A 21,326-nucleotide genomic window follows, 5' to 3' on the forward strand; every position below is an offset into this window, starting at 1 on the left:
AAAGTCTCTACAACAAAAAGGAGGCTTTAGCCTCCTTTTTGTTATATGCAAGAATTTGCGAGTGATCAGAACATGAACGCCAACTGTGCTGCAACGCCATAGTGCTCATCTTCACCGTACTGGCCCGCAACCTCTAGTCCGAACAGGCCAAACGGGGTAAAGCCCAAACCTGCCGTCAGCATATCTTCCGAATAATCCGTCATGCTATGGCTGTAACCGGCCCGTACCTGTACCCACTGCCAGACATTAAGCTCGATTCCAACCCGGGCAAACTGGGTTTCATAATCAGCCCCGATAAAATAGCGCTGCTTATTAAGATCTAGATCGGCTGCCAGCAACAACCAGCCATTATCGTAGGCCAAACCAGCAGTGTACTTTGGCTCAACAAGGAATGTCGCCTTCGTCTCACGTGAAATATTGGTGTCCAGCTCCTGCTTAATCAGATTCTGTGCTGCCAGGCCAAATGTAAGGTTGTCACTCGGCCTATAAGCAAAACCAACATCGACGTTAAATGCGTTATCTTCCTTGCGCTCATCGAGGTCAAACTCATTCTCGTCAAAATCACTGACACTCGCCAGATAATTCAATGCCACTATCTTCTGAAGCTTTGGTGAAACCCCCACTGAAAGCCGGTGACCTTGGAACGGCAAGGCAAACTCCCTCGCCAGAGTCATACCCATATCAATCGTACCGCCAGCCAGCCCCTGTACGTTCGAGTTGAGGTTATCCGGATCAGGATCAACCAAGTCACTCTCGGCAATATTCGCGCTTACCATACTGGCAACCTGGGCTTTTAAGAACAGGTTAGCACTGACATAGCGGTTAGGCAGTGCTAACGATGCACCGGTAATCACCTCCATCTCCACTTCACCTTTATCCAACGCCAGCAGTGCATCACGCCATTCTTCCAGTTCTTGCAGGGAAGTAGTATTGCCAAGGCGGTTATTGAGCTTCTGAAAATCTTCCACCTTGTCATACAACTCATCGCTATCATGCACACCGGCAGCAACGACAGGCAGAACCATACCGAAGTCATCACTCATGGCGTAATTAGTCGCCATTGCCGGGTTGTAGAAGCTTGCTGTCAGGTACTGGGCAGAGGCTACGCCTGTCCCCCCCATTGCACCACCGCGCGCATCCGCTCCGTTAAACATAGCCAATGACGAAATTGAAACAAAAGGCAGTGCAGCAGCAACGGCCAAAGAAAGTCCTTTTAGGTCTGTTTTCATGGTTATCTGTGCTTATTGTTAAAGTTATCCAACGACTGAGCGGCCACATTATAGGTAGCCAAACTGGTCAAACAATAAGCAACAGTGATACTTAGTGATAGTTTAATCAATAAATGGAATGGTGATCATCTTCTGCCCTTTTCGACTGGCCTTCACATACAAAAATGAAGTACACATCACTGCACATTCAATCACACCCAGCATAAAATGAATAAATACACAAAGAAACACGCGAAGTATTCCAATCACCGCATAAAAACTGTAACCTTCCAACCGCTGATTATGGAAAATCGGTGAATATTTATTCCAGAAGAATAAACGCAGTTATTTCCACCCATCAATACAGCTAGTTAAAGGTCGAGTATGCAGGATCAGGCAATCACAACATCATCGAGCAGCAAAGCCAACTGGCTGATGTTCCTTCTTCCTTCTCTGTTAGGTGTTTTCCTCTTTATGGCACCTATCGATTACCAAGGCACGATCACCATTCCGATTGCCGTGCTGGCAAAATCCGTACAAACCGTTTTTGATGGTATGTTAACTGCGATGGTAACCTTCATCATCAGCTTGACTGCTATTATGTCTGTACTCACTAAGCTGGCAAAGCCTGGTTTTATCACCAACAACAGCTTCCTGGGCGGCCTGCTCAACCCGACTCTGCCATGGTTTTTTGTCCAGCAGATGGGGGCGGTATTTGTGCTGATGACCTACTTCGGATTCGGCCCGGAAATGATCCATGATGGCGCAACCGGAGGCTTAGTCTTAAACGACTTATTACCGGTTCTCTTTTCTGTTTTCATTTTTGCGGGTATGTTGCTACCACTACTGCTGAATTTTGGTCTGCTTGAGTTTTTTGGCACCCTATTTACTAAAGTAATGCGCCCAGTCTTCGGTCTGCCGGGACGTTCATCCGTAAACTGTATCGCTTCCTGGCTGGGTGATGGCAGTGTTGGTGTATTACTGACCAGCAAACAGTATGAAACGGGTCTTTACACCCAGCGTGAAGCCGCGGTTATTGGTACGACGTTCTCTGCGGTCTCAATTACCTTCAGCCTGGTCGTGATTTCTCAGGTTAACCTTGAGCATATGTTTGCCCAATTCTATCTGACCGTCTGTCTGGCTGGTCTGGTTGCTGCAATCATCGTGCCGCGTCTGCCCCCGCTATCAAACAAGAAAAACGTTTACATTGATGGTACTGAAATCTCTGCTGACAGCGAGGCCGTGCCTGCTGGCCATAACGTTTTCTCTTATGGTTTAGAACAAGCGCTAGACAAGGCTAAAGAAGTAAAAAGCCTGCGTGCTATCGCCCTTGATGGCGTAAAAAATGCCGTCGACATGGTCTTTGGTGTCCTGCCCGTCGTTATGGCCATCGGTACAGTGGCGCTGGTCATTGCAGAAAATACCCCAGTATTTGATTACCTGGGTATGCCGTTCATTCCGTTCCTGGAACTGCTCCAGATCCCGGAAGCGACTGCAGCTTCAAAAACGATAGTGGTGGGTTTTGCCGATATGTTCCTACCATCGATTCTGGCATCTGGCATTGAAAGTGACCTGACCCGCTTTGTCATTGCGGCGATGTCGGTCACCCAGCTTATCTATATGTCTGAAATTGGTGCCCTGCTGATAGGCAGTAAAGTACCGGTCAAAGCATGGGAACTGTTCGTTATCTTTATTCTGCGTACCCTGGTGACTCTGCCAGTCATCGCATTAATGGCGCATATGTTCTTCTAAGTCATCGCCCGGTATCTAGATAAAGCATGAGCCAGCTCAACCGCTGGCTTTTTTGTATCTGAGATTTAAATCAATACTGCTTAATCGAGCCCATATTATCAACTTGGCTATATGAACTCTCTACAAAACCTGCCACATGAATAGTCAGAAGGAGTCCAACTGAATTATCCCACAATACCCTTGTAGTCGCGCTGAAACACCAGTAATAAAAAAGGCGACCATCCGGTCGCCTTTCCCTGTCTCGCCTCTCTAACCTTGCTACTCGCCCTAGCCCTTATAAATCTTCGGGTTAAACACATCACGCAGCCAGTCACCCAGCAAGTTAATCACCAGTACTAACGTAACCAGTACCAGCCCTGGGAAGGCAGTGATCCACCACGAACCGGAGAAGATATAATTGAAGCCGATGCTGATCAATGAACCCAGTGATGGCTGATCAACCGGCAGACCTAAGCCAAGGAATGACAGGGCAGCTTCCGACATAATCGCGTTCGCCACCTGTACCGTAGAGATCACCAAAATTGGCGACAGGCAGTTCGGTAAGATATGACGGAACATAATACGGACTGATTTAAAGCCCATCACCCGTGCCGCTTCCACGTACTCTTTCTTCTTCTCAGCCAGTACCGAAGCACGCACCGTACGCGCATACTGCGGCCATTCGGCAATACCGATGATCACCACCAGCATGACCACCGCATACTGGGCAAACATCTCAGCACCCAACGCGGTACGGAAGATAGCCGAGACAATAATCGCCACCATCATGGTTGAAAATGATAGCTGCACATCGGCAAAGCGCATTAAAAAGCTGTCGATACGTCCGCCAAAGTAACCGGCACTCAAACCGATCGAAACCCCGAGGATCAGCTGCAGGCCCACGGCCAACAAGCCGATTGTCAGGGATAAACGCGAACCGTATAAAATGGTCGAGAAAATATCTCTGCCCTGATCATCGGTACCCAATAAGAAACGGCTATCACCGCCTTCCATCCAAGACGGTGGCAGTTCAGAGTCCATGATATCAATTACCGATAAATCATAGGGATCCGTCGGTGCAATAAACGGTGCCAGCACCGAGGCGGTCACAAAGGCAAGGAAGAGGGCAAAACTGAACATCGCGACTTTATCTTTCAGGAAATAGTAGACGATGTCAGAGTTTTTAAAACGCTCCCAACGGCTTGGAGTGGCTACTGTCGTAGTATTCATGACTTACTCTCCCTTGCCAGTCAGATTTACAGTCGGGTTAACCAGGCCATACAGCAGGTCAACGATCGTGTTGGTTACCACAAAGATTAGACCAACGAAAATAACATAAGCGGTGATCAGCGGTGTATCAACACGGTTAATCGCATCAAGGAACAACAAACCGGTACCCGGCCACTGGAAAACGGTTTCAGTTAAAATGGTATAGGCGACCATGGTACCAATCTGTACCCCGCCCACCGTCAGTACCGGTAACATGGTATTTTTCAGTGCATGTTGGTAATAAATTTTGTTCATTGCCAAGCCCTTGGCTCTGGCAAATTTAATGTATTCAGAACTTAACGCTTCGAGCATTTCGGAACGCACCAGACGAATAAAAAGCGGCATCATAATAGAGGACAGTGCAATACAAGGCAGAACAAGGTGCCTAAGGCCATCGATTGTGAAATAGCCAGATTTCCAGCCCAATAAGTTCAGGGTTTCACCACGGCCAAAGGAAGGCAGCCAGCCAAGTTCGATGGAAAAGATATACATCAGCATGATAGCGGTCAGAAATACCGGAATTGAGATCCCGATACTACTTAAGGCCATCACGGTTTTAGTAAATATGCTATTGGGGTGAATCGCGGTATAGACCCCCAAAGGAATAGCAACCACAATAATAATAAGTGTTGCCCCGAAAACCAGCTCAAGGGTCGCTGGCAGTTTATCGAGGATCACATCTGCTGCCGGGCGTTTAAAGGTATACGACGTTCCTAAATCCCCTTGGACGGCATTGCCGAGAAAACGGCTGTATTTGGTAATAAACGGGTCGTTAAGCCCTAAATCATCGCGTAATTGTTGACGTTCAGCTTCTGATACAGACTGCCCCACCAGCTCGCGCAATGGGTCGCCAAGGTTATCCTGGATGGCAAATGCCACCAGACTGATCACAAACATCACTATCAGTGCCTGAAACAGGCGCTTGACCAGAAACGTAAACATTCCTTGCCCCTTTTATCATCCTTAAAATATACCCACCTCAATCACTGCAAGTAGCAATTGGCTAAGATGGGCATCAGTGCCGAAAAACGGTTTTCGGCACTGCGATTACTTTCTATTGCTGTTTTTCTTGGTGACTTAACGTCTGTCTCTATTATTTCTCGTCGACAACAAGATCACCGAAGTATGGCATTACCATCGGGTTAACAATGTCTGCGGCATGAACGTTTGATTTAGCACCCCATGCCTCGCTCTGCCAGTGTAGTGGCACAAACGCGGCCTCGTTATATAGCGTCGCTTCTACTTTCTGCAGCATCTGGGCACGCTTCACCGGATCGGTTTCAACGTTCGAAGCTTCTACCAGTTTGTCGACTTCTGGGTTTGAGTAATGACCACAGTTGTACTGGCCTTTGCCGGTCTCTTCATTGCGCGTCATGGTCAAAAATTCAGTGAAGTTCGCTGAATCTTCCGTATCGGAATGCCAGCCGATCATCATCATGTCAGCAGAACACAGGTCAAACTCAGGCCAGTACTGCGCTTTTGGCAGGGTTTTCAGATCCACCTTGATACCGATTTTCGACAACATTGCCGCCGCAGCCTGGGCCACTTTGGCATCATTCACATAACGGTTGTTCGGCGCCATCATGGTTAACTTGAAGCCTTTCTCGTAACCGGCTTCTTTCATTAATGCTTTAGCTTTTTTCAAATCATACCGCGGCACCAGTGCTTCATCATACCCGACATAACCTGATGGTCCCTGCTGACCTGCAGCGGTAGCAAAGCCCTTCATGATTTTCTTCACAATGCCTTCGTTGTTGATGGCGTGAACAATCGCCTGACGGACACGGACGTCTTTCAGCGCTTCATTACTGTTCTGGTTCATCTGGAAGGTAATAATACGCGTGCCAGGCAGGGTCACCAGATCGATACCTTCTGCGCTCTGAACACGCTCATGATCGTTCGGTGCAACAGGGTGGATCATATCAACACCACCGGAAAGCAGTGCCGCTACCCGGGTGGCATCTTCTTTGATTGGTACCAGCGTTAACTTATCGACGTTGCCTTTCGATGCCTTATCCCAGTAATCGCTGAAGCGTTCAAACTCAACTTTTACGCCCTGCTCACGCTCTGTCACGATGAACGGACCGGTACCGGAAAGATGAGTTGAAGCATAAGAGTTACCGTGCTTAACCAGCTCAGCTTTGTCTTTACCGTCTTCTGTTTTGCCGCTATAGAACTTGCTATCCATTGGGAAGATATAAGTAGCAGTTTGCAGTACCAGCGGATAAGGGCCGCTTGAGATCAGATCGACGGTGTAATCGTCAACTTTCTTCAGCTCGGTATACGGTTCAAAGATCGCTTTAAAGTCTGGCGAATTCTTCAGGCGATTGAACGTCCATACGACGTCATCCGCACTCATGGTGTTACCAGAGTGGAACTTCACGCCCTGGCGAAGTTTGAAGCGGAAAGTGGTGTCATCAACACGCTCCCAGCTTTGTGCCAGACGTGGTTCGAAATCCATATCCTGGGTAAAACGTACCAATGGATCAAAGACCATGTGGGACAATTGCAGCGTACCACCGGAAAGTTGCTCATGCGGATCCAGTGAAACAGGGTCAGCACTGTAGCCTACTTTGATGTCAGCTGCTGCTGCGCTAAAACTCAGACCTGCGGCGATTAAAGCGACTGCCAGCTTGCTCTTGATGGTTTTCATTGCATAGCTCCTTTATGCGGGGAGAAAGCTCCCTTGCTGTTATGTTTGCTTGTTATTAGTTTTTTTGAATCCAACCAAGATAACATCCCCAGTCAGAGACCAACGGTTAAGCTAACTTCAATCCTTCCTGACTCATGCCCTTAAATTCAGGCATTAGTGAAATCAGGTGCTTGCTGTACTCATGCTGAGGTGCCGTGAACAGTTGCTCGGTAGGCGAGACTTCCAACAGGGTTCCCATTTGCATGACACCGATACGGTCACACATCTGGCGAATAACCGGCAGATCGTGACTGATAAACAGCATGGTAAGGTTCAGTTCATCCTGCAGATCTTTTAGCAGATTGAGAATTTGTGCCTGTACCGATACATCCAGTGCCGATGTCGGTTCGTCACAAATCAGCAGGCGAGGACGGGTTGCCAGCGCACGGGCGATCGAAATACGCTGACGCTGACCACCTGAGAATTCATGGGGATATTTCACACTGGCAGCACGGCCTAATCCAACGTGATCCAGCAAATCATGCACAATCTGACGGGTTTGTGCTTCATTGTCGGTCAATTTATGGAAACGGATAGGCTCGGCGATAATGTCAAAGATCTTCATTCGCGGGTTCATTGAAGAATATGGGTTCTGGAACACCATCTGCATCTGACGACGCAAGGGACGACGCTCTTTTTCGCTCTTCAATGCGGTCAGATCGATACCTTCAAAAGTCACCTTCCCGGAATTTGGCGGATACAGACCGGCAATTACCCGCGCAATCGTCGATTTGCCCGAACCCGACTCACCGACCAAACCGAATGTTTCACCTTCGAAGATTTCAAAGCTGACATTGTTAGAGGCTTGAACATATTCACGGCGGCTTTCGAAAAATGAATCTTTGGTTACAAAACGCAGATTGACGTTTTCCACTTGCAATAATGCACCGGTGTAGCTGCGCTGATCTTCACTTTGCCCCAGCCAGTGATTTTTTACATCCAGCTGAGTCAGCTCTTGTGCTTCTTCGATATAGCTCACCAGTGGGAAACGTTCTAATTTCACATCAGAACGCGGTACCGCTGAAATCAGGCTTTGGGTATAGGGGTGATTAGGACGACCGAGTACTTGCTCTGTGGTACCGATTTCAACCAGATCGCCACGATACATCACCGCAACGCGATCGGTGACATTGGCGACCACCCCCATGTCGTGAGTCACCAGCATACAACCGACATTTTTCTTAATACACAGGTCACGGATCAGGGTCAGGATCTGATCCTGAATCGAGACATCCAGTGCTGTCGTTGGCTCATCGGCAATGATCAGATCAGGTTCACCAGACAGTGCAATTGCAATAACCACACGCTGACGCATACCACCGGAAAACTGATGCGGATATTGTTTGATACGCAGCTCTGGTTCAGGGATCCCCACCTGCTCCATCAGACCTATTGCACGGGAATACGCTTCTGCTTTACTCACCTTAAGATTAGTTAAGATGGTTTCGGTCAGTTGCTGCTCAACTGTAAAAAGCGGATTAAGTGACGTCATCGGATCCTGGAAGATAAAGCCGATTTTAGATCCGCGAATTTTCCGCATTTTTTCAGGCGAGAGTCCCGATATTTTTTCACCATCCAGGTATACCTCACCGCTGGGAATTTGTCCCGGAGGGCTCAGCAAATCAATCACCGCATTTCCCACGGTGGATTTACCCGCACCCGACTCACCAACCACGCCGACGATTTCACCGCGCTCAATCGAGAACGACAGCGATTTTACCGCCGCATGCGTACCGTGACGTGACGGGTATTCTATACGGAGATTTTTTACTTCTAATAATGCCATTACCAGACCTCAACTGCTTGGCAGCGTTCTGCCCTGTCTGAAAAACTGAATCCTTTCGCTTCCAGCATAAATGGCTGGACCTTTGCTCATTCAACAATCTGTCAAAAATTTCACAGAAAATCAACAACACAAAGTGAAAAACTGAAAAATAGAGAAAACAACGAATAAATAGTCACTATCCTTTTTAAGGGAAGCGAACATGCCAAGTATGAAATCAGCTCCGACCTCACCTGACACGCGCCATGATAGCAGCATTTAGCTCTAATGCTTGAGTTATAAGTTATTACTTTAAAAGAAATAAAGAGTGCATAAAACATCACGCGGCAAACCAGCACCCATTAACAAGCCATAAACATACGACCACGAAATAGGCTCTTTATGGTGATTTCCATTAAGTATAGCGGGGGATGTGAGATATATATCTAGTTTTGAACCGAATAGTTAGTGAATACCACTACAGAAAATGAGAGTTATTAATGGGAGTCAAGGTCGTAGGCCAAATGCTTAGCTGACATGCTCAAGAGGAGGGCTGGCTAAAAAATCAAGGTTAAGAAGCCGGAGATGCTCGACCAAACTGCGCTATTCACTGAGTTTTGATCAAAAAAAAAGCCCCGTCTTTCGACGGGGCTTTCTTAATGTGGTCGGTGAAGAGGGATTCGAACCCCCGACCCTCTGGTCCCAAACCAGATGCGCTACCAAACTGCGCTATTCACCGAACAGTTTTAGGCTTATTGCCAAGGAAATGCGTGCATTACCTGAATATGGGGTGGCTAACGAGGCTTGAACTCGCGACAACCGGAATCACAATCCGGGACTCTACCAACTGAGCTATAGCCACCATTGTAAGTGGTCGGTGAAGAGGGATTCGAACCCCCGACCCTCTGGTCCCAAACCAGATGCGCTACCAAACTGCGCTATTCACCGACGAAATCTGTTGCTTGTATCGAACGATTTGTTGTCGATACTTCCAGGCTTTTGCCTGAGAAAACTGATGATAAAATCAATCTTCTAAAATATGGGGTGGCTAACGAGGCTTGAACTCGCGACAACCGGAATCACAATCCGGGACTCTACCAACTGAGCTATAGCCACCAATGTTTTACTAATTTTGTTTCTTGCCAATAAACCGGATTGGTGCGCCCGAAAGGATTCGAACCTTCGACCTTTGGCTCCGGAGGCCAACGCTCTATCCAGCTGAGCTACGGGCGCCTTGCCCTATCGGCGGAGGTGAATATTACGGATCACGCCGCCCCTCGTCTAGTCTTTTTTTTCTTTTTTTTATCGTTCGCTTTAAATATGAACAAATAAGTATTGATTCGCATCATACAAACACGGCCACCATGTTTATCACGGCAAATTTAGCAGATATACTCACTTGGTTTTTACATTTTAAACATTCTGTAAATAATCACTGCCTTGTCTCAACAAGTACAACAAACAACAATTCACATAAGAAGACTGTGGCAATCGCACATAAATAATCTGGAAGTGTAAGGTGAGCTCAATGGAATTTTCTCTTCGACAACTAATGGTGGCCACTTTAGCTGCATTAACCTTTGCCGGATCTGCAGTGGCTGCAGATATGTCAGACGAAGCTATCGCAGAACGGATCAAACCTGTCGGTGCGGTTTATTTAGAAGGTGCTGCTACTGAACAAACCGCAGCGGCTTCAGGCCCTCGATCGGGCGATGCCGTGTATGGCACCTTCTGTGTCGCCTGCCATGGCACTGGGGTAATGAACGCACCGAAGAAAGGTGATGGGAATGACTGGAGCCCACGCCTTGCCCAAGGCCTGGATGTGCTGACTGATCATGCTATTAATGGCTTTAATGCCATGCCAGCAAAAGGCTCTTGTATGGACTGTAGCGATGATGAAATCGTCGCTGCTATCAATCTCATGATTGAAGGGCTGTAAGAACTAGAAACTAGAAACTAGAAACTAGAAACTAGAAACTAGAAACTAGAAACTAGAAACTAGAAACTAGAAACTAGAAAAAATAAAGGGTTGATGCCGGCGCACCAACCCTTTTTTGCTTTCCTGATCGACGGCGGCCAAAACTAAGCGATGCCATAAATCCTTAGGGCCACAACACCGCTCTACCCGCTTTTCCTAGGAACCAAGAACTCGTACCTACCAACCTATTTCTTAAGCATCGCCCGAATATTGGCAATATGAGACTGACCTTTCTGCATTCTTTCCTGCTGAGTCACCGGGCGTTTATCAACATCCCACGCCAGATCATCTTGAGGCAATTCATATAGGAAACGGCTCGGTTCCGGTTTGATCAATTCACCGTACTGGCGACGCTCTTTGCACAAGGTAAAGGTCAGCTCTTTCTGGGCCCGGGTGATCCCGACGTAGGCTAAGCGGCGCTCTTCCTCGACATTATCTTCATCAATGCTGGTCTGATGCGGCAAAATACCTTCTTCAGCCCCAATAAGATAAACATAAGGAAATTCCAGACCTTTTGATGCATGCAGGGTCATCAACTGCACCTGATCAGCATCGTCATCATCTTCACCCCGCTCCATCATGTCGCGAAGTGTCAGCCGCTGCACCACTTCTTTGAGCGTCTTAACTTCCTGATCATAGTTATCACCTTCCAGATCCGCGGTAATCCAGCTATAGAGATCGGAGACGTTCTTCATCCGCATCTCCGCCGCCTTCGGGCTCGGTGAGCTTTCGTACAACCAGTCCTCATAATTAATATCACGAACTAGCTGTCGTACTGCAGCAACCGTATCACCCCGCTCTGCATTATCAGACAGCTCGACCACCCAGCGGGTAAAACGCTGCAGGGATTCCAACCCTCGCCCGCTCAGGTGTTGTTCCAGGCCCAGCTCGAAACTGGCAGCAAACAAACTCTTGCCTCGCATATTGGCATAGGTGCCGAGCTTTTCTAATGTCACCGGACCAATTTCACGTCGCGGGGTATTCACAATACGCAGGAAGGCATTATCGTCATCAAGATTGGTCAGCAAACGCAGGTAAGCCATAATATCTTTAATCTCGGAGCGCGAGAAAAAAGAGGTACCGCCAGAGATTTTATAAGGGATCCGGTTTTGCATCATCGCCTTTTCAAACAGCCGCGACTGATGATTACCTCGGTACAAAATCGCATAATCTTTATAGGCGGTGTTATTCAAAAAGCGATGAGCAATCAGCTCCCCCACTACTTTTTCCGCTTCATGCTCTTCATTTTTAGCCGTAATGACTTTGAGCATTTCTCCGTCAGGGATCTCAGAAAAAAGTGCTTTCTCAAATAGGTGCGGATTATTGGCGATCAAGATATTCGCGGTACGCAGGATCCGGCTGGTTGAGCGATAGTTTTGCTCCAGCTTGATCACGCGCAGGTTCGGGAAATCTTTCTGCAATAAGCCAAGGTTTTCAGGCTGCGCCCCACGCCAGGAGTAAATAGACTGATCATCATCGCCGACCACGGTAAAACGCGAGCGTTCACCCACCAGTAATTTTACAAAGATATACTGGCTGGTGTTGGTATCCTGATACTCATCCACCAGCAGGTAACGAATTCGATTCTGCCAACGCTGACGCACTTCCTGGTTATCTCTGAGTAATAACACTGGCATTAAAATAAGATCGTCGAAATCCAGCGCGTTATACGCTTTCATTTGTCTCTGGTACATCTCATAGCAATAGGCAAACAGCTGATCACGTTCGCTTTGGGCATGCGCTTTAGCATCTGCGGGAGACAACATGTCATTTTTCCAGTTGGAAATGGATGACATTAATTGCTTCAGCAGATCTTTATCGCCATCAAGCTCTGCTTCGGTCAGCTCTTTCAGCAATGCCATCTGATCCTGGTCGTCGAACAGGGAGAAACTGGCTTTTAACCCAAGTGTTTTATATTCACGACGAATGATATTCAAACCTAAGGTATGAAAGGTAGAAACCATCAGCCCCTTAGATTCCTGGCGGCCAAGAGTCTGCCCGACCCGCTCCTTCATTTCGCGGGCGGCTTTATTAGTGAAAGTCAGTGCTGCGATGTTGCGTGCTTTATAGTCGCAATGCTGAACCAGGTAAGCAATTTTATTGGTGATCACTCGGGTCTTACCCGATCCTGCTCCGGCCAGCACCAGACATGGACCTGAGACGTTTTTCACCGCTTCTGTTTGCCTTGGGTTCAGTTTCATCAGCTTATCCTGTTTCGTATTTGATCATTTTCGCATCAGCAGGCGCATTGTAACGGGTTCTTGTGGCTTGTCTATCAAACCGGATGGCTTATCCATTCCAGACAATAGCAATCATAAGAAAACACTTGCACAATTATTTTTGCATCTTAAAATAATGAATGAACATTCATTCACCACTTTTATTTACAAAATTTTAAGCCCATGAGTGATAAAAAAGAGCGCATATTACAGGCAACAGAAAAGCTCCTTGCGGAATACGGATTTCACGGCTTATCCATGCAAATGGTCGCCAAAGAAGCCGGGGTCGCAGCGGGTACCATTTATCGGTACTTTGAAGATAAAGACGATCTGCTCTATCAACTTCATGACCATATTTTGGGCTACGTAGCAATCAAACTGAGCCAGAATGTGTCTGATGATATGCCGCTAAAACAACGGTTTCACACCATGTGCCTGAATATTTGGGAAATGGCGACCAGAGGTGACGCACCGCTGATAAACCGCGGACAATTTGACAATTTGCCCCGACGTGACAGCCATGAACAGCGTCTGCTGGAGAAACAGCTGTTTGTCAAAGTTGACCAGTTATTCGATGAAGGTAAAGCCTGCGGCCTGTTTAAAAACCTCGACAATGAAATTCTCAGTGTATTAAGCCTTGAGCCAAGCTGTTGCCTGGCTCGCAAACATGTGAACGGTGTTTTCAAGGTCAGTGATGAGGCTCTCGAAGCCGCCATCGATGCCTCTTGGGACGCCATACTTCAGCATTAACATTAGCAATACCGGAGCACACCATAAAATGAAAAAATGGATAGTGATGCTACTTCTTGCGCTACTACTGTTTGGTAGCGTGATTGGTTGGAACCTGATCAAGCAACGAGGAATAGCAGAATACATGGCCAATATGCCTGAGCCTGAGTTCCCAGTCACCGTTTTGGATGCCAAAGCGGGTAACTGGGTTCCCGCGATCGAAGCCATAGGCTTTATCGAACCTAATCAGGGTGTCACCATCAGTACAGAAGCATCAGGTGTGATCAATAGCATCGACTTTGAATCTGGTGCAACGGTGAAGAAAGATCAACAACTTGTTGCGCTTGATTCAGATGTTGAAATGGCAAACCTGAAAAGTACTCAGGCTCGTCTGCCGGCCGCAAAAGCAAAATATATCCGCTATCAGGGTTTGTATAAGAAAGGATCTATTTCAAAAGAAGCCTTTGATGATGCCGAAGCGTCTTATTTCTCGCTTCAGGCCGATATTGAAAGCCTGAAAGCGACCATTGACCGCCGTCATATCAACGCACCATTCGATGGTGTTGTGGGCCTGCGTAATGTCTTCCTAGGCCAGTATATCCAGCCGGGTGCCGATGTTGTTCGCCTGGAAGATACCACACTGATGAAACTGCGCTTTACTGTGCCACAAACAGATATCTCTGATATCCGCCTGGGACAGGACATCGAGATTCTTGTCGATGCCTATCCGGAAACCCCCTTTAGCGGCAAAATCAGCGCGATTGAACCCGCGGTAAACTATCAAAGTGGTCTGATCCAGGTACAAGCCGATATTCCAAACAACGAAGGTCAACTTCGCAGCGGTATGTTTGCCCGTGCTCACATCATTCTGCCAACGCTGGAAAATCAAATAATTCTGCCACAAACAGCGATCACCTTTACCTTATATGGCGATAACGTCTACCTGGTAGGTAAAGATGAAAACGGTGATTTACGCGCACGTCAGTCGGTAGTAAAAACCGGTGAACGTAAAGGCGATGTGGTCCACATTCTTGATGGTGTGAAGGCCGGTGAAACGGTTGTCACGTCAGGTCAAGTTCGTCTCAGTAATGATGCTAAAGTGCGTATCGTAGAAAGTAATGCGCTTCTTGCTCAAGCCGAAACACCAATGCTGTAATCCGGAGGATTAATGCGTTTTACTGATATTTTTATTAAACGTCCTGTTCTTGCGGTATCAATCAGCTTCTTGATTGCCCTGCTCGGCCTGCAAGCTATCTTTAAGATGCAGGTACGTGAATACCCTGACATGACGAATACCGTAGTAACGGTTTCAACCAGTTACTATGGTGCAAGTGCGGATCTTATCCAGGGCTTTATTACTCAGCCTTTGGAACAAGCTATCGCGCAAGCCGATAATATCGACTATATGACCTCCTCATCGGTGCTGGGTAAATCCACGATTACAGTGACGATGATGCTGAATACCGATCCGAATGCGGCATTGGCTGATATTCTGGCCAAGACCAACTCGGTACGTTCGCAGTTACCTAAGGAATCTGAAGATCCAACGGTAACCATGTCGACCGGTTCAACCACCGCCGTTATGTACATTGGTTTTACCAGCGATGAACTCGCTTCTAGCCAAATCACCGATTACCTGGAACGAGTTATTAACCCGCAGTTCTTTACCGTTAATGGTGTATCGAAGGTCGATCTGTATGGTGGTATGAAATACGCCTTGCGCGTATGGCTTGATCCGGCAAAAATGGCCGCTTACAACCTGACGGCAACCGATGTTATGGGGGTATTAAACGCCAATAACTATCAGTCTGCTACGGGTCAGGCTACCGGTGAATTTGTCCTCTATAACGGCACTGCCGATACTCAGGTCAGTAATACTGATGAGCTGGCGAAACTGGTGGTATCAACCAAAGACGGTCAGGTGATCCGTCTGGGTGATATCGCCAAAGTCACGCTAGAGAAAAGTCACGATGTCTACCGCGCTTCTGCCAATGGTGAAGAAGCTGTCGTTGCTGCGATAAACGCAGCTCCAAGTGCCAACCCAATTAACATTGCAGCTGATATATTAGAACTATTACCTGATTTGAAGCGTAATATGCCTGATAACATCAAAATGAACGTGATGTATGATTCCACTATCGCGATCAATGAGTCTATCAACGAAGTTATTAAAACGATCGCTGAAGCCGCGCTCATCGTATTGGTTGTTATTACTCTGTTCCTCGGTTCTTTCCGTGCCGTTATCATTCCAATCATTACTATCCCGCTATCACTGATCGGTGTGGCTCTGGTCATGCAGATGTTTGGTTTCTCTTGGAACTTAATGACCTTGCTGGCAATGGTCTTGGCTATCGGCCTGGTGGTCGATGATGCTATCGTTGTTCTGGAAAATGTTGACCGTCATATCAAGCTTGGTGAATCACCTTTTAGGGCAGCTATCATTGGTACCCGTGAAATTGCGGTACCGGTCATTGCGATGACCCTGACGCTGGGTGCAGTTTATGCACCGATTGCCATGATGGGTGGTATTACCGGTTCATTATTTAAAGAGTTTGCTTTAACCCTCGCCGGTGCGGTTTTCGTATCAGGTATCATCGCACTGACATTGTCACCAATGATGTGTGCGATGATGCTTAAAGCAAATGAAAAACCAAGCAAATTCGAAAGCACGGTACACAACTTCCTGGATCGTATGACTAACCGCTACGAGCGCATGCTTGGTGGCGTGATGAAAATGCGCCCGGTTGTGATTGTGTTTGCATTCATCGTACTGTCCACTCTTCCTCTGCTGTTTAAGTTCATTCCAAGTGAACTCGCGCCATCAGAAGATAAAGGCGTATTGATGATGATGGGTACCGCCCCATCCAATGCCAACTTAGACTACATTGAAAACACCATGGATAAGGTCAATGAAATATTGACCGAGCAACCAGAAGTTGCCTATGCACAGGTCTTCTCTGGTGTTCCTAACTCGAATCAGGCTTTTGGTATTGCTTCAATGGTGCCGTGGAGTGAGCGTGAGGCGAGTCAGGCCGAAGTAGTGAAGCGTGTCACTGGCTTGGTTAAGGATGTGCCTGAAATGTCAGTAACGGCATTCCAGATGCCAGAACTACCAGGTGCCGGTTCAGGCCTGCCGATTCAGTTCGTGATTACAACGCCTAATAGCTTTGAGAGCCTGTTCCAGGTCACCATGGATATTCTGGCTGATGTAAAAACAAGCCCGATGTTCGTTTATTCAGATCTTGATTTGAACTACGACTCGGCAACCATGAAGATCAACATCGATAAAGATAAAGCCGGTGCTTATGGTGTGACCATGCAAGATATTGGTATCACATTAAGTACCATGATGGCCGATGGTTATGTTAACCGTATCGACTTGAATGGCCGTTCTTATGAAGTGATCCCGCAGGTTGAGCGTAAATATCGCCTGAATCCGGAATCCATTAAAGGTTACTACGTACGTGCCGCTGATGGTAAAGCAATTCCTCTCGGTAGCTTAATCACCATTGATGTGGTGGCTGAACCGCGTTCACTACCCCACTTCAACCAGTTGAACTCAGCAACTATCGGTGCGGTTCCTGCGCCAGGTACGGCAATGGGTGATGCAATTAACTGGTTCCAGACTGATGCCGTCGGTAAATTGCCTTCAGGTTATCAGTACGACTTCATGGGTGAAGCTCGACAGTTTGTCACTGAAGGTAACGCACTGTTCATGACGTTTGCGTTAGCACTCGCTATTATCTTCTTAGTACTAGCGATTCAATTTGAATCACTGCGCGACCCATTAGTTATCCTGGTCTCTGTACCGCTGGCAATTTGTGGGGCACTGATAGCCCTTGCATGGGGTGCCGCTTCGATGAATATTTACTCTCAGGTAGGTCTGATCACCCTGATTGGTTTGATCACCAAGCACGGTATCCTTATCTGTGAGGTCGCCAAAGAAGAACAGCTTCTCCACAATAAAGATCGCATGGCAGCAGTTATGGAAGCAGCGAAGGTTCGTCTGCGCCCAATTCTGATGACCACTGCGGCGATGATTGCGGGCCTTATCCCACTACTATATGCAACAGGTGCAGGTGCTGCGCAACGCTTCAGTATCGGTATTGTTATCGTTGCTGGTCTGGCAATTGGTACCGTCTTTACCTTGTTTGTACTGCCGGTCATTTACACTTACCTGGCAAGTATTCATAAGCCTCTGCCTATTTTTATGGAAGACAAAGATCTGGAAAAGCTCAAGCGTGCAGATGAAGCACGAAATGCGCTGAAAGCTCATGACTATTAAGTCAAATAGCTAATTAAAGAGGCCGCCTTTGTGCGGCCTCTTTAATTTTTATCATTCACCAACGACAACCCTGCGATGATTGCATAGAATGACGACAACAGATGAAAAGCCGCTACGGAGTTAACAGAAGCTATGTTCGATCCAAAAAAGCTAGAACAGATTGCGAAACAGATCCAGGATGCTATGCCAGAGCCAGTCAAAGAGCTGGGTAATGATGTAGAACAGAAAGTTCGTCAGGTTATTCAGGCACAACTTGGTAAACTGGATATGGTTAATCGTGAGGAATTTGATGTGCAAACTCAGGTTCTGCTACGTACGCGCCAGAAATTAACTGAGTTAGAAAAGAAAATGGCCGAGCTGGAAGCAAAGCTCGCAGGTACACCAAAGGGCGAAGAATAAGACTTCTTATGCACCGTGCTTAGCAAAAAACCCGGCAATCGCCGGGTTTTTTATACGAGCGTGTCAGCAGTGATTAATCACCTACAGCAATACGTTTCATATCTGTCATGTAGCCGCGCAGCTCCTGACCAACCCACTCAACCGGGTGGCTACGCAATGCATCGTTAACCACAATCAATGTTTCATTGTTTACCTGATTGCTTACTACACCTAAACCTCGACCAATCACATCAGTATCCACTTCTGGCATAAACTTCTCACGAAGTAACGGTGTTGCAACGTTTGCAAATAAGTAGTTACCATATTCAGCAGTGTCTGAGATGACTACGTTCATTTCATACAGGCGCTTACGTGCAATCGTATTCGCGATCAATGGCAGCTCGTGCAGCGATTCGTAGTATGCCGACTCCTCAATAATGCCAGAAGCCGTCATTGCTTCAAACGCAAGCTCAACACCGGCACGAACCATCGCAACCATCAGAATACCGTTATCGAAGTATTCTTGCTCTGAGATTTCCACATCGCTTTCAGGATAGTTCTCAAACGCTGTTGCGCCAGTCTCTTCGCGCCAGCCAAGCAGATTAACATCATCATTTGCCCAGTCAGCCATCATAGTACTAGAGAAGTGACCTGAAATGATGTCATCCATGTGCTTGTTATACAGTGGACGCATTAGTTCTTTCAGCTCTTCAGAAAGCTCAAATGCTTTGATCTTCGCTGGATTAGACAGGCGATCCATCATGTGGGTGATGCCACCAAACTTCAGCGCTTCAGTGATCGTTTCCCAACCATACTGCAGAAGTTTACCAGCATAACCAGCATCAATACCATCAGCCAGCATTTTCTCGTAACAAACAATAGAACCTGCCTGTAGCATACCGCAAAGAATTGTCTGTTCACCCATCAGATCAGATTTAACTTCAGCGACAAAAGATGACTCAAGTACACCTGCACGGTGCCCCCCCGTCGCGGCAGCCCATGCTTTTGCAATCTCCTGCCCTTCACCTTTAGGGTCATTTTCAGGGTGCACAGCAATCAACGTCGGAACACCGAAGCCACGCTTGTACTCTTCACGAACTTCTGTGCCAGGGCACTTAGGTGCGACCATCACAACAGTCAGATCTTCACGAATTTGCATGCCTTCTTCAACAATGTTGAAGCCATGGGAATAACCCAAAGCAGCACCTTCTTTCATGAGTGGCATTACCGTCTCAACCACATTTGAATGCTGTTTATCCGGAGTCAGGTTGACAACCAGATCTGCGTTCGGGATCAGGTCTTCGTAGCTACCTACTTCAAAGCCATTCTCTTTGGCATTTTTGTAAGACTGGCGTTGTTCATCAATCGCAGCCTGACGCAGTGCATAAGCGACATCCAAGCCAGAATCGCGCATATTCAAGCCTTGGTTCAGACCTTGCGCACCACATCCTACAATCACGACTTTCTTGCCTTTCAGGTAGTCTGCTTCAGTTGCAAACTCATTACGATCCATGAAACGGCAACGACCAAGTTGGTCTAGCTGCTGGCGTAGGTTTAAGGTATTGAAATAATTAGCCATAACTACAAACTCCGTGAATTCTATCCTTGGGTCGACATGCTTTGTCGAATAACTTGATAGTAGATCAGGTGTTTAATTGCTCAAAGTGATATATTCACAACAACTCATTGCAAAAAATGCAACATGGATGATGAATATAAAAAACCTACAGTTATTCCTTCATCTTTGCGATTCAAAGAACTTTAGCCAGACAGCGAAGATGATGCATATAAGCCCGTCAGCCCTTAGCCGAATTATCCAGCGACTGGAAGAAAATGTTGGCCAAACCTTATTTATCCGGGATAACCGAAGTGTGGAATTAACGTCTGCCGCTAAAAAGCTGCTACCTGTCGCTTCTGACATTGTGAACAGTTGGCTGGAAGTCAAAGCGGACTTGAAAGAAGATAGCCTACAGCTGCAGGGGAAGCTCAAAATGTTTTGCTCTGTGACTGCGAGCTATAGTCACCTTCCTGGTATTCTGAATGAATTCCGCCAGACATACCCCCAAATAGAGATTCAATTAATTACAGGCGATCCCGCTCAGGCCATTGATAAAGTACTTTCGGGGGAGGTCGATGTTGCCATTGCAGCCAAGGCTGAGAACATACCAACTAAGCTAACCTATATAGAACTCGATCGCGTTCATTTGTCCGTAATTAGTCCACTAATACCGCCTCCAGCTATCCAGAAACATCTGACAGGCGAACCTGACTGGCAATCTGTACCATTTATCCTCCCTGAGTCAGGGCCAGCCAGAGAGCGTGCCGACAAATGGTTTAAGACAAAGAAAATACAACCAGTTATTTATGCGCAAATCTCTGGTCACGAGGCTATCGTCAGTATGGTTGCACTGGGGTGTGGTGTTGGTATTGCGCCCGATGTTGTGATAAGTAATAGCCCGATGGGAGAAAAAGTACAGCGGCTAACAACTGAATCGATTGAATCATTAAGCCTCGGGTTATGCTGTAAGCAATCCAGAGAACAAGAGCCTCTTCTGCATGCTCTATTGCAACTCTTTTAATTCGAGATCGATTTTTTATACGCGATATGACGAAAAAAGCCTCAGCATTTCTGCTGAGGCTTTTTAATTTTGGCGGAGTGGACGGGACTCGAACCCGCGACCCCCGGCGTGACAGGCCGGTATTCTAACCAACTGAACTACCACTCCGCAGTGTCTATTCAGCATAAAGCTATTTGGCGCCTGGCGATGACCTACTCTCACATGGGGAGACCCCACACTACCATCGGCGCTACTGCGTTTCACTTCTGAGTTCGGCATGGGATCAGGTGGGGCCACAGCGCTATGGTCGCCAGACAAATTCTGTTTATTCCCGGCCAAAGCCGAAAATAGCAATCTTGGAAAAACCAACTAGTCGCGCAAATCGTTCTCAAACACCATTCAAGTGCTTATGGAGTCCAGTTAAAACCCCTTGGGTGTTGTATGGTTAAGCCTCACGGGCAATTAGTACAGGTTAGCTCAATGCCTCGCAGCACTTACACACCCTGCCTATCTACGT

Annotated in this window: 14 protein-coding genes, 6 tRNA genes and 1 rRNA gene; 7 read left to right on the forward strand and 14 right to left on the reverse strand. The window is 47.1% G+C overall.

The window, feature by feature from the left end; all coding sequences use genetic code 11:
* Window positions 1-65 precede the first annotated feature (65 nt).
* Window positions 66-1,229, reverse strand: coding sequence for a conjugal transfer protein TraF (locus tag C9I89_RS11970; RefSeq protein ID WP_107283589.1), 1,164 nt, complete (start codon window positions 1,227-1,229; stop codon window positions 66-68).
* A gap of 363 nt (window positions 1,230-1,592) precedes the next feature.
* On the opposite strand from C9I89_RS11970, the gene C9I89_RS11975 reads away from it, so the two are divergent.
* Entirely contained in the window at window positions 1,593-2,960 is a 1,368-nt protein-coding gene (locus C9I89_RS11975; protein WP_107283590.1) for a YjiH family protein, read from the forward strand.
* A 267-nt stretch (window positions 2,961-3,227) separates the two neighbouring features.
* On the opposite strand, the gene C9I89_RS11980 is transcribed toward C9I89_RS11975, so the two are convergent.
* The 9 genes from C9I89_RS11980 to C9I89_RS12020 form a co-directional block, all read right to left on the reverse strand.
* Window positions 3,228-4,169, reverse strand: coding sequence for an ABC transporter permease (locus tag C9I89_RS11980; RefSeq protein ID WP_107283591.1), 942 nt, complete (start codon window positions 4,167-4,169; stop codon window positions 3,228-3,230).
* Window positions 4,170-4,172: 3 nt separating this feature from the next.
* On the reverse strand, window positions 4,173-5,150 hold the full coding sequence (locus C9I89_RS11985) for an ABC transporter permease (protein WP_107283592.1): 978 nt from the start codon (window positions 5,148-5,150) through the stop codon (window positions 4,173-4,175).
* A 151-nt stretch (window positions 5,151-5,301) separates the two neighbouring features.
* On the reverse strand, window positions 5,302-6,861 hold the full coding sequence (locus C9I89_RS11990; protein ID WP_107283593.1) for an ABC transporter substrate-binding protein: 1,560 nt from the start codon (window positions 6,859-6,861) through the stop codon (window positions 5,302-5,304).
* 106 nt (window positions 6,862-6,967) lie between these two features.
* Complete coding sequence (locus C9I89_RS11995; RefSeq protein WP_107283594.1) at window positions 6,968-8,686, reverse strand: dipeptide ABC transporter ATP-binding protein; 1,719 nt, start codon at window positions 8,684-8,686, stop codon at window positions 6,968-6,970.
* Window positions 8,687-9,324: 638 nt separating this feature from the next.
* A tRNA-Pro gene (locus tag C9I89_RS12000) sits at window positions 9,325-9,401 on the reverse strand.
* Between the two features lie 47 nt (window positions 9,402-9,448).
* Window positions 9,449-9,524, reverse strand: a tRNA-His gene (locus tag C9I89_RS12005).
* A gap of 9 nt (window positions 9,525-9,533) precedes the next feature.
* Window positions 9,534-9,610 (reverse strand) — tRNA-Pro (locus C9I89_RS12010).
* A gap of 92 nt (window positions 9,611-9,702) precedes the next feature.
* Window positions 9,703-9,778 (reverse strand) — tRNA-His (locus C9I89_RS12015).
* A 40-nt stretch (window positions 9,779-9,818) separates the two neighbouring features.
* A tRNA-Arg gene (locus C9I89_RS12020) sits at window positions 9,819-9,895 on the reverse strand.
* 295 nt (window positions 9,896-10,190) lie between these two features.
* Between C9I89_RS12020 and C9I89_RS12025 the strand changes: the two genes are divergently transcribed.
* Window positions 10,191-10,601: a c-type cytochrome gene (locus C9I89_RS12025; protein WP_107283595.1), complete on the forward strand. Its 411-nt coding sequence runs from the start codon at window positions 10,191-10,193 to the stop codon at window positions 10,599-10,601.
* 224 nt (window positions 10,602-10,825) lie between these two features.
* Here C9I89_RS12025 and rep read toward each other — a convergent pair whose 3' ends face one another.
* The gene (gene rep, locus C9I89_RS12030) at window positions 10,826-12,841 is read right to left on the reverse strand and encodes a DNA helicase Rep (RefSeq protein WP_107283596.1); all 2,016 of its coding nucleotides are present in this window, start codon (window positions 12,839-12,841) and stop codon (window positions 10,826-10,828) included.
* Window positions 12,842-13,042: 201 nt separating this feature from the next.
* Here rep and C9I89_RS12035 point away from each other — a divergent pair, with 201 nt between their 5' ends.
* The 4 genes from C9I89_RS12035 to ubiK all read left to right on the forward strand — a co-directional run bounded on the left by C9I89_RS12035 (window position 13,043) and on the right by ubiK (window position 18,272).
* Complete coding sequence (locus C9I89_RS12035) at window positions 13,043-13,609, forward strand: TetR/AcrR family transcriptional regulator (protein WP_107283597.1); 567 nt, start codon at window positions 13,043-13,045, stop codon at window positions 13,607-13,609.
* 28 nt (window positions 13,610-13,637) lie between these two features.
* On the forward strand, window positions 13,638-14,744 hold the full coding sequence (locus C9I89_RS12040) for an efflux RND transporter periplasmic adaptor subunit (protein WP_107283598.1): 1,107 nt from the start codon (window positions 13,638-13,640) through the stop codon (window positions 14,742-14,744).
* 12 nt (window positions 14,745-14,756) lie between these two features.
* Entirely contained in the window at window positions 14,757-17,873 is a 3,117-nt protein-coding gene (locus C9I89_RS12045) for a multidrug efflux RND transporter permease subunit (RefSeq protein WP_107283599.1), read from the forward strand.
* A 132-nt stretch (window positions 17,874-18,005) separates the two neighbouring features.
* Complete coding sequence (gene ubiK, locus C9I89_RS12050) at window positions 18,006-18,272, forward strand: ubiquinone biosynthesis accessory factor UbiK (protein WP_107283600.1); 267 nt, start codon at window positions 18,006-18,008, stop codon at window positions 18,270-18,272.
* Between the two features lie 73 nt (window positions 18,273-18,345).
* On the opposite strand, the gene ilvC is transcribed toward ubiK, so the two are convergent.
* Entirely contained in the window at window positions 18,346-19,830 is a 1,485-nt protein-coding gene (ilvC, locus tag C9I89_RS12055; RefSeq protein WP_107283601.1) for a ketol-acid reductoisomerase, read from the reverse strand.
* 76 nt (window positions 19,831-19,906) lie between these two features.
* Between ilvC and ilvY the strand changes: the two genes are divergently transcribed.
* Window positions 19,907-20,830: an HTH-type transcriptional activator IlvY gene (gene ilvY / locus C9I89_RS12060; protein WP_245905477.1), complete on the forward strand. Its 924-nt coding sequence runs from the start codon at window positions 19,907-19,909 to the stop codon at window positions 20,828-20,830.
* 70 nt (window positions 20,831-20,900) lie between these two features.
* Here the strand turns inward: ilvY and C9I89_RS12065 are convergent.
* A tRNA-Asp gene (locus tag C9I89_RS12065) sits at window positions 20,901-20,977 on the reverse strand.
* 31 nt (window positions 20,978-21,008) lie between these two features.
* Window positions 21,009-21,124: ribosomal RNA gene (gene rrf / locus C9I89_RS12070) — 5S ribosomal RNA — on the reverse strand.
* Window positions 21,125-21,326 lie beyond the last annotated feature (202 nt).

Origin of the sequence: Photobacterium lipolyticum, from assembly GCF_003026475.1 — a bacterium.
GTDB lineage: Bacteria > Pseudomonadota > Gammaproteobacteria > Enterobacterales > Vibrionaceae > Photobacterium > Photobacterium lipolyticum.